Origin of the sequence: Enterococcus raffinosus (genome assembly GCF_001886185.1) — a bacterium.
In the GTDB taxonomy this organism is placed as follows: Bacteria; Bacillota; Bacilli; order Lactobacillales; family Enterococcaceae; genus Enterococcus_A; species Enterococcus_A raffinosus.
Genome location: NZ_JXLA01000004.1, coordinates 82,121 through 95,437 on the forward strand (window position 1 = coordinate 82,121; position 13,317 = coordinate 95,437).

The following is a 13,317-nucleotide window of genomic DNA, read 5'->3' on the forward strand; positions in this document are numbered from 1 at the left end:
CAGTGCTTTTCTATACCTGTATTATATAATGCTAACCTCCAAGTTTACTATAAATCATTGATAGATGATTCGTTGAACCATGAAAAAAAGAACACAACGAATCGTTGTGTCCTTGTTAGCTAGCATATTTTGAGAAATTTTCCTGTAGCTTAAACGCTGGTTCCTAAGATGAGAAACAAGCCTTGTAAATCTAGCTGATTTTATGTAAGATTCGATGTCACAGCAGACATCGTCTCGATACCCACGCTGATACGTAAGGCAGCATCCACTTCTGCCATCAAGCACCGATCTAAATGACAAACCTTTTCCTTCAAACGTGATTTGTCAATCGTGCGAATCTGCTCTAATAAGATAACCGAATCTCGTTCAATTCCGGTACCGTTTGATTTGATTCCGATATGTGTTGGTAATTTAGGCTTAGCCATTTTCGCTGTGATCGCAGCGATGATGATTGTCGGGCTAAAATGATTTCCTAAATTATTTTGGATGACCAATACCGGCCGAATGCCACCTTGTTCAGAACCAATGACTGGCGATAAATCCGCGAAATAGATATCACCACGTTTAACCATAATAATCTCCTTACTCCTTTTAATGTAGGCATTTTTTACCAAAAAATGCCCCCGATGTTCTTTCCTTTAGTTTTGATAAATTCTAGGAACACGTTCTGAAAGCATGCAGCAAACCTCATAATGGATTGTCCCTAAATGATCTGCAACCTCTTGCATTGTAATCTCTTTTCCATTGTTTTGACCGATCAATGTGACTTTTGTACCAACCTTGAACTCTCGTGGCAGACGAACCATTAATTGATCCATACACACACGACCAACAATCTCACAATACTCGCCTTCTACCAATAATGAAAATCCCTGCATCTTCCGCAGCCAACCATCCGCATAGCCGATCGGAATAGTCCCAATCCATTCTTTTTTAGGTGTGTCATAGGTTTTACCGTAACCAACACCTTCACCGGCAGCCAATTCTTTTACTTGAATCAACTCAGAAACTAATTCCATTGCAGGTTTTAATGGATAGGTCTCTGGCAATTCATGACCTGATGGATTCAATCCATACATTCCAATGCCATAGCGAATCATGTTTCCCGGCATTTCTTTGTCATGCCATAAGGCCGTCGCGCTGTTGCTTGAGTGAACGTAGCGTGGCAAATGATCTAGTGCCTCAATCACCATGTTAAACCGCTCTGCTTGCTTATGCCAATAAGAAGCGTCTTTCTCATCAGCGGTAGCGAAATGAGTAAATAGACCTTCCCAAATCATATGTGGTGAATCATCAATGATTGCAGCAGCTTCCTTTACTTCTTCTGGTGTTAAGAAACCAATTCGCCCCATTCCAGAATCCGCTTTAATATGGATCTTTATTGGTTTTGTTGCCTCTTCTAAATCTTTTAAAACTTCTTGAGCCTCGATCAGCCATTCCTTTGTTGCCACGGTGATTGACAAATCATAATCGATAACCAATGATAGATAGCTTGGGAATACCACACTCAAAACTAAAATAGGCTCCGTAATCCCCGCTTCTCGCAACTCGATTGCTTCATCCAGTGTCGCCACACAAAAACCTGTAGCACCAACCGATAAAGCCGTTTGAGCAGTAGCAACCGCTCCATGACCATAGCCGTCTGCTTTCACTACAGCAAACAATTCCACGCCTTCCGGCAAACGCTCAATCTCATGTTTGATGTTCTCTCTCAATGCTTTCCTATGTATGATAGCTCTTGTAGGTCGATGATACGTTACAACCATAAACTAAGTATCCTTCTTTCTATTCTTCTAGCAATACTTGAGCGATCGCTAGGTCCTCCGTATGGGTCAAGCTGACAAAAACTTTTCCCTGATGAGGTGATTTTGTAAAGGCGGGTGCACCGTTATCATCTCGTAAAATCTCTAAATCCTGAAAACTGACTTTTCCAATGCCGGTCCCCCACGCCTTTGAAAAAGCTTCTTTACATGCATACCGTCCTGCTAGAAATTCTACCTGACGATGAGGCGAATGGCTAGCAAAAAGGGTCTGTTCCGCCGGAGTTAATATTCGTTCCACAAAATGCGGTCGGCGCTCAATGATTTTTGCGACTCGTTCAAGTTCAGTCGCATCAACCCCGATTCCTTTGATCATACTCTCAACCCTTTCAAGTAACATCTTTATTTTACCAAAGACTTCTTTAAATGCTATGATTTTTTTTTAATAATCCGCGCAAAGTCCTTTATATCAAGAAAAAAGCCATCAATCAAAAAGATTGATGGCTTTGACAGTTATGAACGAATTAATCGTTTGTGTTGGTGCGAATTACAAACCCGCGCTTTTTGTCGTTACTACGGTTTGAATTTTTGTTGTTGCTGCGTTGTTTGTTTCCGCCGTAGTTTTTGTTCTTGTTATTGTTATTGTTACGGTCGCGATCTTTGCGGTAGTTATCTTTTCCGCGTCCGCCGCCACGGTTGTTTCCTCCGCCGCGTTTACCGCCACGATTAAAGCCGCCTTTTTTATTTGAAGGCAATGGACGTTCTGGTGTAATTTTAACAGGTACAGAGTCAGCTGGGTCCTTAGCGACCGTCTTCAACAGCATTGCAGTTAATTCTTCTGGAGAATAAGCTGCTAATAACTCCTGTGCTGATTCATTGTATTTTTCTAAGCTATCAGAATTTTCTTCCATTTGGCTTTGAATTTGTTCCATCGCCGCTCCTAGTTGACCCTTGAAGGCTTCTTTCTCGGTTGGCGGACGCATTGGGTTCATCCGTTTTTTCGTTAAGTTTTCAATGACATGCAAGTAACCCATTTCGTTTGGTGTAACGAACGTCACAGACATACCACCTTTACCAGCACGACCTGTACGACCGATGCGGTGAACATAGCTTTCTGGATCTTGTGGAATATCATAGTTATACACATGAGTGACACCTGAGATATCCAATCCGCGAGCAGCAACATCCGTTGCAACTAAGATATCAAGATCTCCACGTTTAAATGAGCGCAAGACACTCATTCGTTTTTGTTGTGACAAATCGCCATGAATTCCTTCTGCTTTGTAGCCGCGCGCCTCCAAGCCACGTGCTAATTCGTCAACGCGACGTTTAGTACGTCCAAAGACAATAGCTAAATCTGGTGTTTGAACATCAAACAAACGAGTCATAATATCGAATTTTTCATAATCTTTCGCCCGAACATAATATTGATCGATTAAATCAGCGGTCATTTCTTTCGCTTTGATTTTCACGTGTTCAGGGTCTTTCATAAATTTCACGCCGATTTTTTTGATTGCATCAGGCATTGTTGCTGAGAACAACAATGTTTGGCGTTCTGCAGGGACTTTACTGATAATTTTTTCGATATCTTCTAGGAAGCCCATGTTCAACATTTCGTCTGCTTCGTCTAGAACAAGCGTTTCGACTGTTTCTAATTTTAGGGTGTGACGATTAATATGATCCAACATCCGTCCTGGTGTTCCCACGACGATATGTGGACGATCCTTCAATCCACGAATCTGACGACCAATGTCTGCACCGCCATAGACAGCTTGTACACGAATTTTTTTATCGCGGCCTAAACGATACAATTCTTCTTGTGTTTGGATAGCAAGTTCACGGGTTGGTGAAATTACTAGGCCTTGTAAAACATTCTTGGTCGTATCAATTTTGTCTAACATCGGTAGACCAAAAGCGGCTGTTTTACCAGTCCCTGTCTGTGCTTGACCAATAACATCTTTTCCGTCTAGTGCTAAAGGAATAGTTTGTTCTTGAATCGGTGTTGCTTCTTCAAAACCTGAGCGTTCGATCGCTACTAATAGTTCTGGTGATAATTTTAGTTCTTTGAATTTCAAATGATATCCTCCTAATGTCTGTTGACCTTATCATTTAGAGCGTATGGTTTGGTATCTGCGTTTGGTCTGCAACTGTCCCTTTAGTTGCCGTCCTTGGCGATACTACCGAAAAACCGCTCCGCGAAGTCAGGCGGAAGGATCATCTCTCACAAAAAGTGGTTGAGACATCGTTCAATTGAAAAATGCCCCAACCGCTTCTCAAAAATAATTGGTAAGCCAGCGATACACCGCTAGCGAATCTTTAATTTATTGGATGACTCATTCAATCATTACTTCATTTCTCGGCAATGGCTCATTTTAGCACATCATTTCATTTTCTGCAAGTTTTCACTATTGCTGCAAAGCTTCAACAACTTCGAATAAGCCCATGCCGTTGCTGCCTTTTAAAACAATGCTGTCTGTTGTTTGCAAACTTTCTTTGATCGCCTGAATCATTTGGGATTTATCACTTTTATTGAAGTACCGCACTGTCAATGATGGATACCGATCCGCCAAAGCAAGCTTTAGTCCTTTCATTTCATCCCCGTAAAGATAGATTTCTTGAAAGTCTTGGTCATTAATATGATCTACCATACTCGCGTGTAGCGAATAGGAATCCGCACCTAACTCTAACATATCCGCTAAAACAGCTAGGCGGCGGCCTTCTGTTGGTAATTTTGCAAAAGTATCCAGCACTAGTCCCATTGCTGTTGGGTTCGCATTATAAACATCACTCAAAATGTCTGCGCCATTATTCGCCTTCAACCACTGGGTGCGATTTTGAGTCACCTGTACATAGGCTAGTCCTTGAAAAATTTGCTCATTGCTAACGTCGAACCATCGACCAATTGCCATCGCAATCAACGCATTCTGCACATTATAGCTTCCTGGCAGAGGAATTTGGTACCCATTATCATCAACTGAAAAAACTGTCGCGCCTTTGTTTTCATTCAGAATCGTAGCAGATAGGTCCCCTTTTTGAATGCCAACGGTTTCGACCGTTTGAGACAATGAACTAATACGCTCTTCTAATAAAGGTTCGTCGGCAGGGACAATTAGTAGGCCGTCTGAAGCTAAACCTGTTGTAATTTCCATCTTCGCGTCTGCGATTTTTTCGCGCGAACCTAAGTTTTCTATGTGGGCCTCACCGATAATCGTGATTGCTGCAACATCCGGTTCAGCCAACTCTGATAAGATACTGATCTCACCAGCATGGTCCATGCCCATCTCCAAAATTAATTTTTCAGTTCCTTCTGGCATGTGCAGGATCGTATAAGGTAAGCCAATATCATTGTTGTAATTTCCTTGTGTTTTATATGTCCGAAACTTTTGGCTAAGGACCGATTCAGTCATATCTTTTGTTGTGGTTTTTCCGTTTGAGCCTGTAATAGCAATCACATCTGGATTTTCTTCCAATAAGTAATAGCTTGCTAGAGCTTGAAAGGCTAGTAGCGTATCCTTAACTAAAATGACAGCAATACCTTCTGGCGCTGTTTCTGGATCATTGCTCCATAGTGTTGCAGTCGCTCCATTTTCTATTGCCTTTGATACAAACTCATGGCCATCATTTGTTCCCTGCAAAGGCACAAATAAATCGCCAGCTTCAATTTTTCGTGAATCGAATTCGACACCAGTAACGGTCACCTCATTTTCCGCCAATACTTTACCTTGAACGGCCTTGCTGATGATTGTCGTTGTAAAATTCATGGTGTTCCTCCCAAATTTTTGTTTCTGACTACAGTGAAATTTTCATGTACCTGTGTATCTTCCAAATAATACTCCTTTGATACGCCAGACGTTAAAAGGAACTTGAAACATCATTCAATCGAATCATGTCTCAAGCCCTACTCGGTTGTTAAACAGAAGCGAAATTATTCAAGGGCAGCTCGCTGCTCATGACGCTTTGTACCTAATTGAATCAATTCTTCAATCAAATCGCCATACTTCAAGCCCATGTTCTCCCATAATAATGGATACATGCTAAATTCAGTAAAACCAGGCATCGTATTCAATTCATTCAAGAACAATTCGTTTTTATTCGTTAGGAAAAAGTCGATTCGGCTAAGTCCTGAACCGCCTAACATTGTATAGGCTGACTTGGCATAATCGCGAGCTTTCTGCATCACTTCTTCTGGAATATTTGCCGGGATCGCCATTTGAATCGTGTTGTCGATATATTTAGCGTTGTAATCGTAGAAAGCTTCTTCTTTTACAATTTCTCCAGGCAATGTTGTCCGCACGTCGTCGTTTCCTAAAACAGCTACTTCGATTTCACGAGCATCAATTCCCTGCTCTACCAAAGCACGAGAATCATAGCGATAGGCTTCTTGCAGTGCATTTTGCAGCTCTTCACGGTTTTCTGCTCGTGTGATTCCTACACTCGAACCCATATTAGCAGGTTTGATAAACATTGGGTACAACAAGGTCCCTTCGCATTTATCAAAGATTTGTTTTGGATTTTCTTTCCATTGGTTCTTCAAAACGGGAACATAGGGAACCTGTGGAATACCGGCTGCTTGCAGGATATATTTCGTCATAATTTTATCCATCGCACAAGCACTCGTCATCACACCTGCACCGACATACGGCATATCCAATGTTTCTAAAAAGCCTTGGATGGTTCCATCTTCTCCGTTCGGTCCATGTAAAACTGGAAAGACAATCGCATTGTCTTCCTTAATATCACCGGGAGCGATTACCTTGCCGCTGAATCCCTCAACTTCATGACCGGTTGGGTCCCAAGTTAGGCGCAGCGTTTCATCTGTTTCTGGTGCTTCCGTTAACAATGGGCCTTTAACCCATTGTCCGGTTTTATCAATATAGATAAGTTGTACTTGATAATAGTCAAAATAAACCGCAGAAATAACTGAAAAAGCCGATAAAATCGCTACATCGTGTTCTGGACTTTTCCCACCATAAAGTAAAATAATTTTCAACTGAATGTCCTCCATTACTTTCTGATCCCTAACATTTTAGCACAAAAATCAAAATCCCCAAAAAGAAATTTTACAAGTATTACAAAGCTTATCATTTAGATTACAACAAAGACTGTTGGATCAAGCTTTCCAGAACTTCTTGAAAATGTGTTCGATCCTCATTAGTAAAAGGTTTCGGTCCCTTTGTACGTTGTTTCGCTTGACGCATTTTGCCTCCAATAAAACGTTGTGTCAGGAGCGCATCAATATTCATTTGCGTATATTCCATCCCTGTTTGATGTAAAACATGTGCAGCCTTCGCCAAGGTCAATGACGCCAAACCATAATCCTGTGTCACTAAAATATCCTCTGGTTGAATAACAGAAACTATTTTAAAATCGGCGGAATCGGCACCACGATCCACATAAATGAACGTCACGAAATCTGGATACTCTTTTTTTGAATAGTGATCAATACTCGTTACGATCACAACAGGCAACCCATATTTTTGAGCGATCATAATGGTTGTCTCTTTTACTGGCGACCCATCGCCATCAATAATTAAACGCATGTTTTCCAACCCTTCTAATTTGACCCAGCCCAACTAATAGAATAATAATCGAGAGAAATTTAACTATGTCCATTGTGGCAAGGATTTCTGAGGAGTGCAAGCTGCGCAGCAGAAAAATATCCTTTATTGGTAAATTTTTCGCCTGCAATGTGACAAGCATCAACAACATTAAGATAAATTGATGCGTGATGCTCCCCTTGTTAGATGTTGAATACTTTGCAGTAAGGCGTTGCTGCGCTTCAATACTCTCTGTTTGATAGTACAAACGATTTAGCCAAGCGCTGGTTCCTTTTTGAAAAAAGGTTAGTACAAAGATGGCAACTGGAAATAAGAAGCGAATACTTAATAGTAATAAACCCGCCGCTAAACCAGCCAGTTGTACATTCAACTCATTTTTAAACGATTGACGCACCTTTCCTGCCAATACTAAGGAACTAATAACCCCTAAAAGATAGGGTAAAAATAGATACAGGCCTTGTGAAGCAGCCCCTTTATAAACCGCAACGTAAAATGCACCGAAAAGAAAAATAAAATTTCCTAACATGCCATTAAGAAATGTTAGTGCATTCTGCCAAAGCGGCAACTTCCATCGACTTTTCACTTGATTAACCACAACGACAGCCACCATAAATATTCCCGCAAACAAAATAATGGCATTGTTCAACAAAGATTCATTAAACAACAATCGACCACTTCGTAATAAAAAGAGAGCAACAAAGAATAAAATGAACCAGGTCAATTCAGAAATTGAAAAAACATGCTTCGTTAATTCTTTAAAATCCATCTCGTAATGCGGATAATGTTTCACCGTATGATAAGCACAAATAAAATAAAGGGTAACGACACTTGGCACGATAACTGATTGAATAGGAAATGCAAGTGTTGTTCCATAAAATAAGGGCGCCAGAACAATTAAAGCGATCAGATAGCGACGGCTGCTCATCGTTTGAAAGCCTTTAGATTTTTCAAAAAAATTAATACTGGCATTTGCTGGCGGCAACCAAGCCGCACTTAATCCTAAAAAGATACTGCCAAATAAATAGAAAGTAAAATGCAATGCTCCAATTAAGGTTAGAAAAGAACCAATCCCACCAACCAAAAGAGAAACCATTAATAGCGTATACTGATCAATCGACCGATATAATCCGCGAATCAGAAAAATTCCAGTCACACGAAACGTATAAAAGAAAACAAAGGGTAGAACCGTAACAGACGATTGCGGATCTACCAAGTGCATAAATAATAGATACGGAATAACAATCATCGTGTTGGCTAAAACAAAAGGGGTTGTTTGCGTAAATTGTCTTAAAAATTTTTTTATTACTTCCATTAAAATTATCCTTCCACTAATAAGAAATCAACGTTATCGCTTGTTGAAATTCTTCAATCAAATGATCCTCTTTATAAGCAGCAAAATCTTCCTGATGCTTATTCAATAAGCTGCGCATTTTCATAGGAATGAAAACTTCTGCTAAATGATTATCTAAAACAAAATTCTTTGTAATCGACCATTCATAATAATACCCTAATGGTCGACAGCTATAAATGGTGTCATGAATCTTACGATCGCCAAACCGGCGATGTGTATGTCCAAATACAACTTGTTGAACATTAGGATACTGGTCCAGCAGTTCGCCTAATGCCTTCGACCCCAAGAAAGCGTTCAATTTATTCCAAATTTGATATTTCCCACTTAAATGTACAATAAACTCTTCTTTTGGAACAAAGTGGGTTGCCAAAATAACCTGATAATTTTTTCTAGCCAAATCATCCAGTACATTGCGCAATTGGCGTAAAATCTCTTGATTCACCGTCTGATCATCTGAAAAACGTTCGATGATCCGATCGAACCAATAAATATTTTTGATTGAACGAATTTGTTTTGGATCTGTTAACTCAGAAAAGCCATAATCATACCAGCCATTAAACCCTAATAGAACCATTTTTTTGTTGAGGGGCAAATAACGGAGATTTAAAAAATGACTATCTGGATAATGCTCAATCATTTGTTCTCCTTTAACATTTCCCATCTCATGGTTTCCTAAATTAAAGGTTGTCGGAAGCTCTCGTTGACGAAAAAAATGATTGACCGCTAGTGTCTGATCCATCTTATTCGCAGTATCTCCAGCAAAATGTAAGCGTGTCACCTCTTGCTCTTTTAGTAAAGCAAAAAGTTTTGACAGTTCAGTCTCGCCAAAGTGATTAATATCTGCATGTAGGTCCGTGATCACTGCTAATTTTCCCATCATACTGCCTCCTTACCCGTCTACTTTACACAAATCCTTGTAATAATGCGAGCCAAAAGCTGAATCCGCACGTAGGATATTTCAGGTCTGTGCTATACTTATTTCAAAGAAAGAATTTAAGGGGGAGAACAGAATGGTTACTTATCAAAATCTTCAAACCGATTTATTGCAAGCGCTTGATTTACACGTGGATATTTTAAAAGAAGTCAACGATATTAAAACAGAAGAGATTCCTGCTTTTTTATTTATGATGCGCAGCTTAGGATTCATGCTTGATCGGGCAGCATTAGTTTTAGCAAGCGGCGATGATGAAGAGATGTATTACATGATGTTTCAATATTATAGTTTGTTAAAAGAACTGAAATTGAATCTGGCAATGAATTATCCTTACGCCAAACTACAGGAAGAACCTTTAATGAACACTGTTGATAAATTCCCTAATACCTATGAAAATGAAATGAAGCTATGGTGGGAAGAGAAGACAGGGTTAATCGTGGAATCAACGAAGCAAACGCTCGAATTGGAAGAACACTGATGCGAATAGCTGTATATTGTGGTGCACACCTTGGGGCCGACCCTGCCTATGCTCTTGCAGCACAAGCACTGGGACATTGGATCGTAAGGAATGGGAACGAACTTGTTTATGGAGGCAGCAAACTTGGGTTGATGGGTGTGGTCGCAGACAGCGTTTTGGACGCCGGCGGTACTGTGATTGGCATCATGCCGAAATTTCTGCAGGATCGCGAACGTGTTCACACCGGTTTATCACGTATGATCACCGTAAATGACTTAGACGAACGAAAAAAGATGATGATGCAACACGCAGATGTTTGTTTGGCTTTGCCTGGAGGCGTCGGAACATTAGAAGAAATCAGCGAGGCTTATTCTTGGGCTCGTGTTGGGGAAAATAATAGTCCCTGTATCTTTCTAGATGTAAACGAGTATTATCGTCCTCTACGTATTTTTTTCGATCAAATGGTGGAACAACACTTTTTGTCAGCGGAGGATCGTCAGCTCGTTTTATTTTCTGACTCATTAATCGAAATCGACAACTTCATACAGTGCTTTTATAAAAATACTCCACACGACTGAGCCAAGTCGTGTGGAGTATTTTAGATAGTCATTTCAGGATATAAGAAACGCAAGACATCCAAAGTTAATCGACGACTTTTTCCGATATAGGGGTATATATGCATATGCATCATTGGATTAAAGTTCGCCTCGATAATCCCATAGTCATCGTGTGTTTCATAAGGCTTGTTCTTGTCTGGGATGATCAAATCAATACCACTGATACTAGCTCCCAATACCTCCACTGCTTCGATTGCTATTTGTTTATAGCTTTCATGAATTTCATCCGTTACATCAATAGAATCTCCGCCGGTAGAAACATTGGAGTTCTCCCGCAAGAAGACTTGTTGATCTTTGTCGGGAATACTGTCAATCCGTAATCCTTGTTCCTTCAGCATCAATTGTTCTAAATCACCCAATTGAATTTTTTCTAAAGGCGACCGATGATTCATTCCACGTAAAGGATTTGCGTTCTTTTCAGCGACTAACTCTTCAATCGTACGATCCCCATCGCCTATAACATTCGCAGGAATCCTAAGTAAAACGGCCTTCACTTGGTGATCGATGACAAAGAACCGATACTCTGTTCCAGGTAAAAATTCTTCAATAATGATTTCATCGTCTTCAGCAAAAGCAAGCGCCAAACCACTATTAAAATCCGTCACCGAGGTCTCACCTTTAAAAATGGTAATCCCTAAGCCATAATTCGTAGATTTTGGTTTAATCACGAAAGCCTTTTGAGCAAATCGTGGGTATGCCTTTTTCGCTGTCTCGATCGAGCCAAAGGTTTCTCCATCTGGTACCCGGAAGCCCGCTCGAGCTAGAACCGTTTTAGTGACCGTCTTATTTGCCATCAGCAACGGTGCGATATACGTATCTTTGCTGGTCATATTTCCATTTTTTACTAATTCTTGATGTTTTCTATGCTGCAGCTTCACAAACTGATCTTGCCGATCCAATACTTCCGTCTCGATTCCTTTTTGAATAGCATCGAACAGTAAATTTTGTGTTGATAATTCCATTTCCTGGAAGCCTGCTAATTGATAAGGGTGTGCCCACGCTTGATCATAGAACTTGCGTCCCAACATGGTTGCCACTGCTGCCTGTCCTTCAGTTTCATCCAAAGCAAGAATTCTTGCTGCTAACGTCTCTTCAGGTTGCTCCAGCCATGCTTGATATTTTTTAATCAGCTCAGCACCTTCTAATTCTAGCTCGTCAACCATTTGCAGCATCTCAGCAAAAATCATTTGTCCCTCTACTAAATGTGCAGTTGGTTTCATTGGATGCTCTAAAGAGACTTCATCACTTATGCGATTTCCTTCCGCTACCCACTCATCAGCTGACATTTTTTCATCGGTCCACAACAAATACAACATGAACAAATGGATGAATTCAATCTCCTCTGCATTGATCCCCACACGATCAAAGGGATTCAAATCAATATTCCGCAACTCTACATAACGAATTCCTGTATGGAAAAGATCGGCCACCTTTTTTCCACCACGCATGCGGATGGGTGCATAGAACTCTTTTTCCTCCGATAATCGGCCTTGCGAAACATTTTCCGCTAAATCTTCACTATAACGTGTCAAGGTTTCATAGGAGACTTGTACATCTGGTTTATTTACGTAGCCATAATGACTAGTCCGAATACTTCGGACAGGTTCTTTTGGACGATCCTCACTATCAAAGTAGCGGTTTTCACTTAACGGACTCGCTCCAAATAAATAGGTCAACAGCCAGCGATAACGCAAAAAATTACGGGCTATTTTCATATATAATCGCGTTTTGAAATCTTCCATAGAAGCTTCTTCAGTTTGTGCTAAAAAGAGCTGCTTTACTAAATCTAAGCCATATTCAAAATTAAAATGAATCCCACTGACCATCTGCTTACGTTTGCCATACTCCCGCGCTAAGTAACGCCGATACAACACATCTGCATGTCGCTCCAACTTCGCGATCTGGATATCTTCCTCTTTCTCGGGAAGTACTGGTGGCATAGAAAACGGCCACATCATTTCATCTTTTGACATGCTTCGCTGTGCAACATCATGGATTGCTTCTAAATATGCTAAAACTTCATCCACTGATTCTGTCACTGGGGTGATCAGCTCTAATTGTGTTTCAGAAAAATCTGTTTGGATATAGGGATGGAAGCTCCGGTTCCCCACAGGGGCTGGATGATCCGTCTGTACAAGCTCACCATCTAAGGTGACCCGTTGACTTTCTTTTTCGATCCCATAGCGTGCTTGCAGCAAGAATGGTTTTACCTTTTCTTGTGCCATCATTTTTTTTGTATTCATTTGTCCATAGTCCTCCCAAGCTACATTATATAGAAGAATAACCAGAAACAGAACGGAAATGCTTGAAAAAGAAATAGCCTTTTAAATGAAAATATGATTAAATATTAATAACAACTAGTCTAATCAAACTACAGTTTTAGTTTGTTTTTATTAAAAGAATGGAGGCCTCGCTCATGCAAGAAAAAAATGGTTCAATGATAGATACCACTCATTTACAACAAGAAACGACCCCAAAAGAGTTCGTGATGTTAAAACCGCATCATCAACATCAGTTCCATTGCAACGAGGTTCGTCGAATAATGGATGCCAATGCTCGGCAAAGCAACGTCAGCCTGCACGTTCCGCCATATTTTCAGACTATGCAAAAGAACTGTTGAGGTTTTCTCAACAGTTCTTT

Annotated in this window: 13 protein-coding genes; 3 read left to right on the forward strand and 10 right to left on the reverse strand. The window is 40.5% G+C overall.

All coding sequences use genetic code 11. The features are described 5' to 3' along the window. Positions 1 to 200 precede the first annotated feature (200 nt). From RV13_RS02955 to RV13_RS02995, 9 genes are all read right to left on the reverse strand, one after another. Positions 201 to 572: a type II toxin-antitoxin system PemK/MazF family toxin gene (locus tag RV13_RS02955; protein ID WP_010747167.1), complete on the reverse strand. Its 372-nt coding sequence runs from the start codon at positions 570 to 572 to the stop codon at positions 201 to 203. Positions 573 to 638: 66 nt separating this feature from the next. Next, positions 639 to 1,766: an alanine racemase gene (alr, locus tag RV13_RS02960; RefSeq protein WP_010747168.1), complete on the reverse strand. Its 1,128-nt coding sequence runs from the start codon at positions 1,764 to 1,766 to the stop codon at positions 639 to 641. Between the two features lie 19 nt (positions 1,767 to 1,785). Continuing rightward, positions 1,786 to 2,136 (reverse strand): holo-ACP synthase, encoded by a 351-nt coding sequence (gene acpS / locus RV13_RS02965; protein WP_010747169.1) that lies wholly within the window; start codon positions 2,134 to 2,136, stop codon positions 1,786 to 1,788. A gap of 148 nt (positions 2,137 to 2,284) precedes the next feature. Continuing rightward, on the reverse strand, positions 2,285 to 3,835 hold the full coding sequence (cshA, locus tag RV13_RS02970) for a degradosome RNA helicase CshA (protein ID WP_010747170.1): 1,551 nt from the start codon (positions 3,833 to 3,835) through the stop codon (positions 2,285 to 2,287). Positions 3,836 to 4,165: 330 nt separating this feature from the next. Beyond that, positions 4,166 to 5,521, reverse strand: a complete 1,356-nt coding sequence (locus RV13_RS02975; RefSeq protein WP_010747171.1) for a UDP-N-acetylmuramoyl-tripeptide--D-alanyl-D-alanine ligase — start codon at positions 5,519 to 5,521, stop codon at positions 4,166 to 4,168. A gap of 164 nt (positions 5,522 to 5,685) precedes the next feature. Continuing rightward, positions 5,686 to 6,750, reverse strand: a complete 1,065-nt coding sequence (locus RV13_RS02980) for a D-alanine--D-alanine ligase (RefSeq protein ID WP_060789098.1) — start codon at positions 6,748 to 6,750, stop codon at positions 5,686 to 5,688. A gap of 100 nt (positions 6,751 to 6,850) precedes the next feature. Beyond that, positions 6,851 to 7,300, reverse strand: a complete 450-nt coding sequence (locus RV13_RS02985; RefSeq protein ID WP_010747173.1) for a YaiI/YqxD family protein — start codon at positions 7,298 to 7,300, stop codon at positions 6,851 to 6,853. Further along, the gene (locus RV13_RS02990) at positions 7,284 to 8,630 is read right to left on the reverse strand and encodes a hypothetical protein (protein WP_010747174.1); all 1,347 of its coding nucleotides are present in this window, start codon (positions 8,628 to 8,630) and stop codon (positions 7,284 to 7,286) included. The genes RV13_RS02985 and RV13_RS02990 overlap by 17 nt, the downstream gene beginning before the upstream one ends. A 16-nt stretch (positions 8,631 to 8,646) precedes the next feature. After that, positions 8,647 to 9,546 carry a metallophosphoesterase gene (locus tag RV13_RS02995; RefSeq protein ID WP_010747175.1) on the reverse strand — a complete coding sequence of 300 codons (900 nt, stop codon included), beginning with the start codon at positions 9,544 to 9,546 and terminating at the stop codon, positions 8,647 to 8,649. Positions 9,547 to 9,679: 133 nt separating this feature from the next. Here RV13_RS02995 and RV13_RS03000 point away from each other — a divergent pair, with 133 nt between their 5' ends. Continuing rightward, positions 9,680 to 10,081: a hypothetical protein gene (locus tag RV13_RS03000; protein ID WP_010747176.1), complete on the forward strand. Its 402-nt coding sequence runs from the start codon at positions 9,680 to 9,682 to the stop codon at positions 10,079 to 10,081. Next, a complete protein-coding gene (locus RV13_RS03005) occupies positions 10,081 to 10,638 on the forward strand; it encodes an LOG family protein (protein ID WP_010747177.1) in 558 nt (185 codons plus the stop codon). The genes RV13_RS03000 and RV13_RS03005 overlap by 1 nt, the downstream gene beginning before the upstream one ends. Before the next feature lie 20 nt (positions 10,639 to 10,658). Here RV13_RS03005 and gshAB read toward each other — a convergent pair whose 3' ends face one another. Further along, positions 10,659 to 12,920: a bifunctional glutamate--cysteine ligase GshA/glutathione synthetase GshB gene (gshAB, locus tag RV13_RS03010; protein WP_010747178.1), complete on the reverse strand. Its 2,262-nt coding sequence runs from the start codon at positions 12,918 to 12,920 to the stop codon at positions 10,659 to 10,661. A 173-nt stretch (positions 12,921 to 13,093) separates the two neighbouring features. Between gshAB and RV13_RS03015 the strand changes: the two genes are divergently transcribed. Next, positions 13,094 to 13,297, forward strand: a complete 204-nt coding sequence (locus tag RV13_RS03015) for a hypothetical protein (protein WP_010747179.1) — start codon at positions 13,094 to 13,096, stop codon at positions 13,295 to 13,297. The last annotated feature ends 20 nt before the right edge of the window (positions 13,298 to 13,317 follow it).

Coding starts and splice junctions, on each gene's coding strand:
- RV13_RS02975 (WP_010747171.1), bottom strand. CDS start 5,521: ATGAATTTTACAACGACAATCATCAGCAAGGCCGTTCAAGGTAAAGTA.
- gshAB (WP_010747178.1), bottom strand. CDS start 12,920: ATGAATACAAAAAAAATGATGGCACAAGAAAAGGTAAAACCATTCTTG.
- RV13_RS02985 (WP_010747173.1), bottom strand. CDS start 7,300: ATGCGTTTAATTATTGATGGCGATGGGTCGCCAGTAAAAGAGACAACC.
- RV13_RS02995 (WP_010747175.1), bottom strand. CDS start 9,546: ATGGGAAAATTAGCAGTGATCACGGACCTACATGCAGATATTAATCAC.
- alr (WP_010747168.1), bottom strand. CDS start 1,766: ATGGTTGTAACGTATCATCGACCTACAAGAGCTATCATACATAGGAAA.
- acpS (WP_010747169.1), bottom strand. CDS start 2,136: ATGATCAAAGGAATCGGGGTTGATGCGACTGAACTTGAACGAGTCGCA.
- RV13_RS03005 (WP_010747177.1), top strand. CDS start 10,081: ATGCGAATAGCTGTATATTGTGGTGCACACCTTGGGGCCGACCCTGCC.
- RV13_RS03015 (WP_010747179.1), top strand. CDS start 13,094: ATGCAAGAAAAAAATGGTTCAATGATAGATACCACTCATTTACAACAA.
- RV13_RS02990 (WP_010747174.1), bottom strand. CDS start 8,630: ATGGAAGTAATAAAAAAATTTTTAAGACAATTTACGCAAACAACCCCT.
- RV13_RS03000 (WP_010747176.1), top strand. CDS start 9,680: ATGGTTACTTATCAAAATCTTCAAACCGATTTATTGCAAGCGCTTGAT.
- RV13_RS02955 (WP_010747167.1), bottom strand. CDS start 572: ATGGTTAAACGTGGTGATATCTATTTCGCGGATTTATCGCCAGTCATT.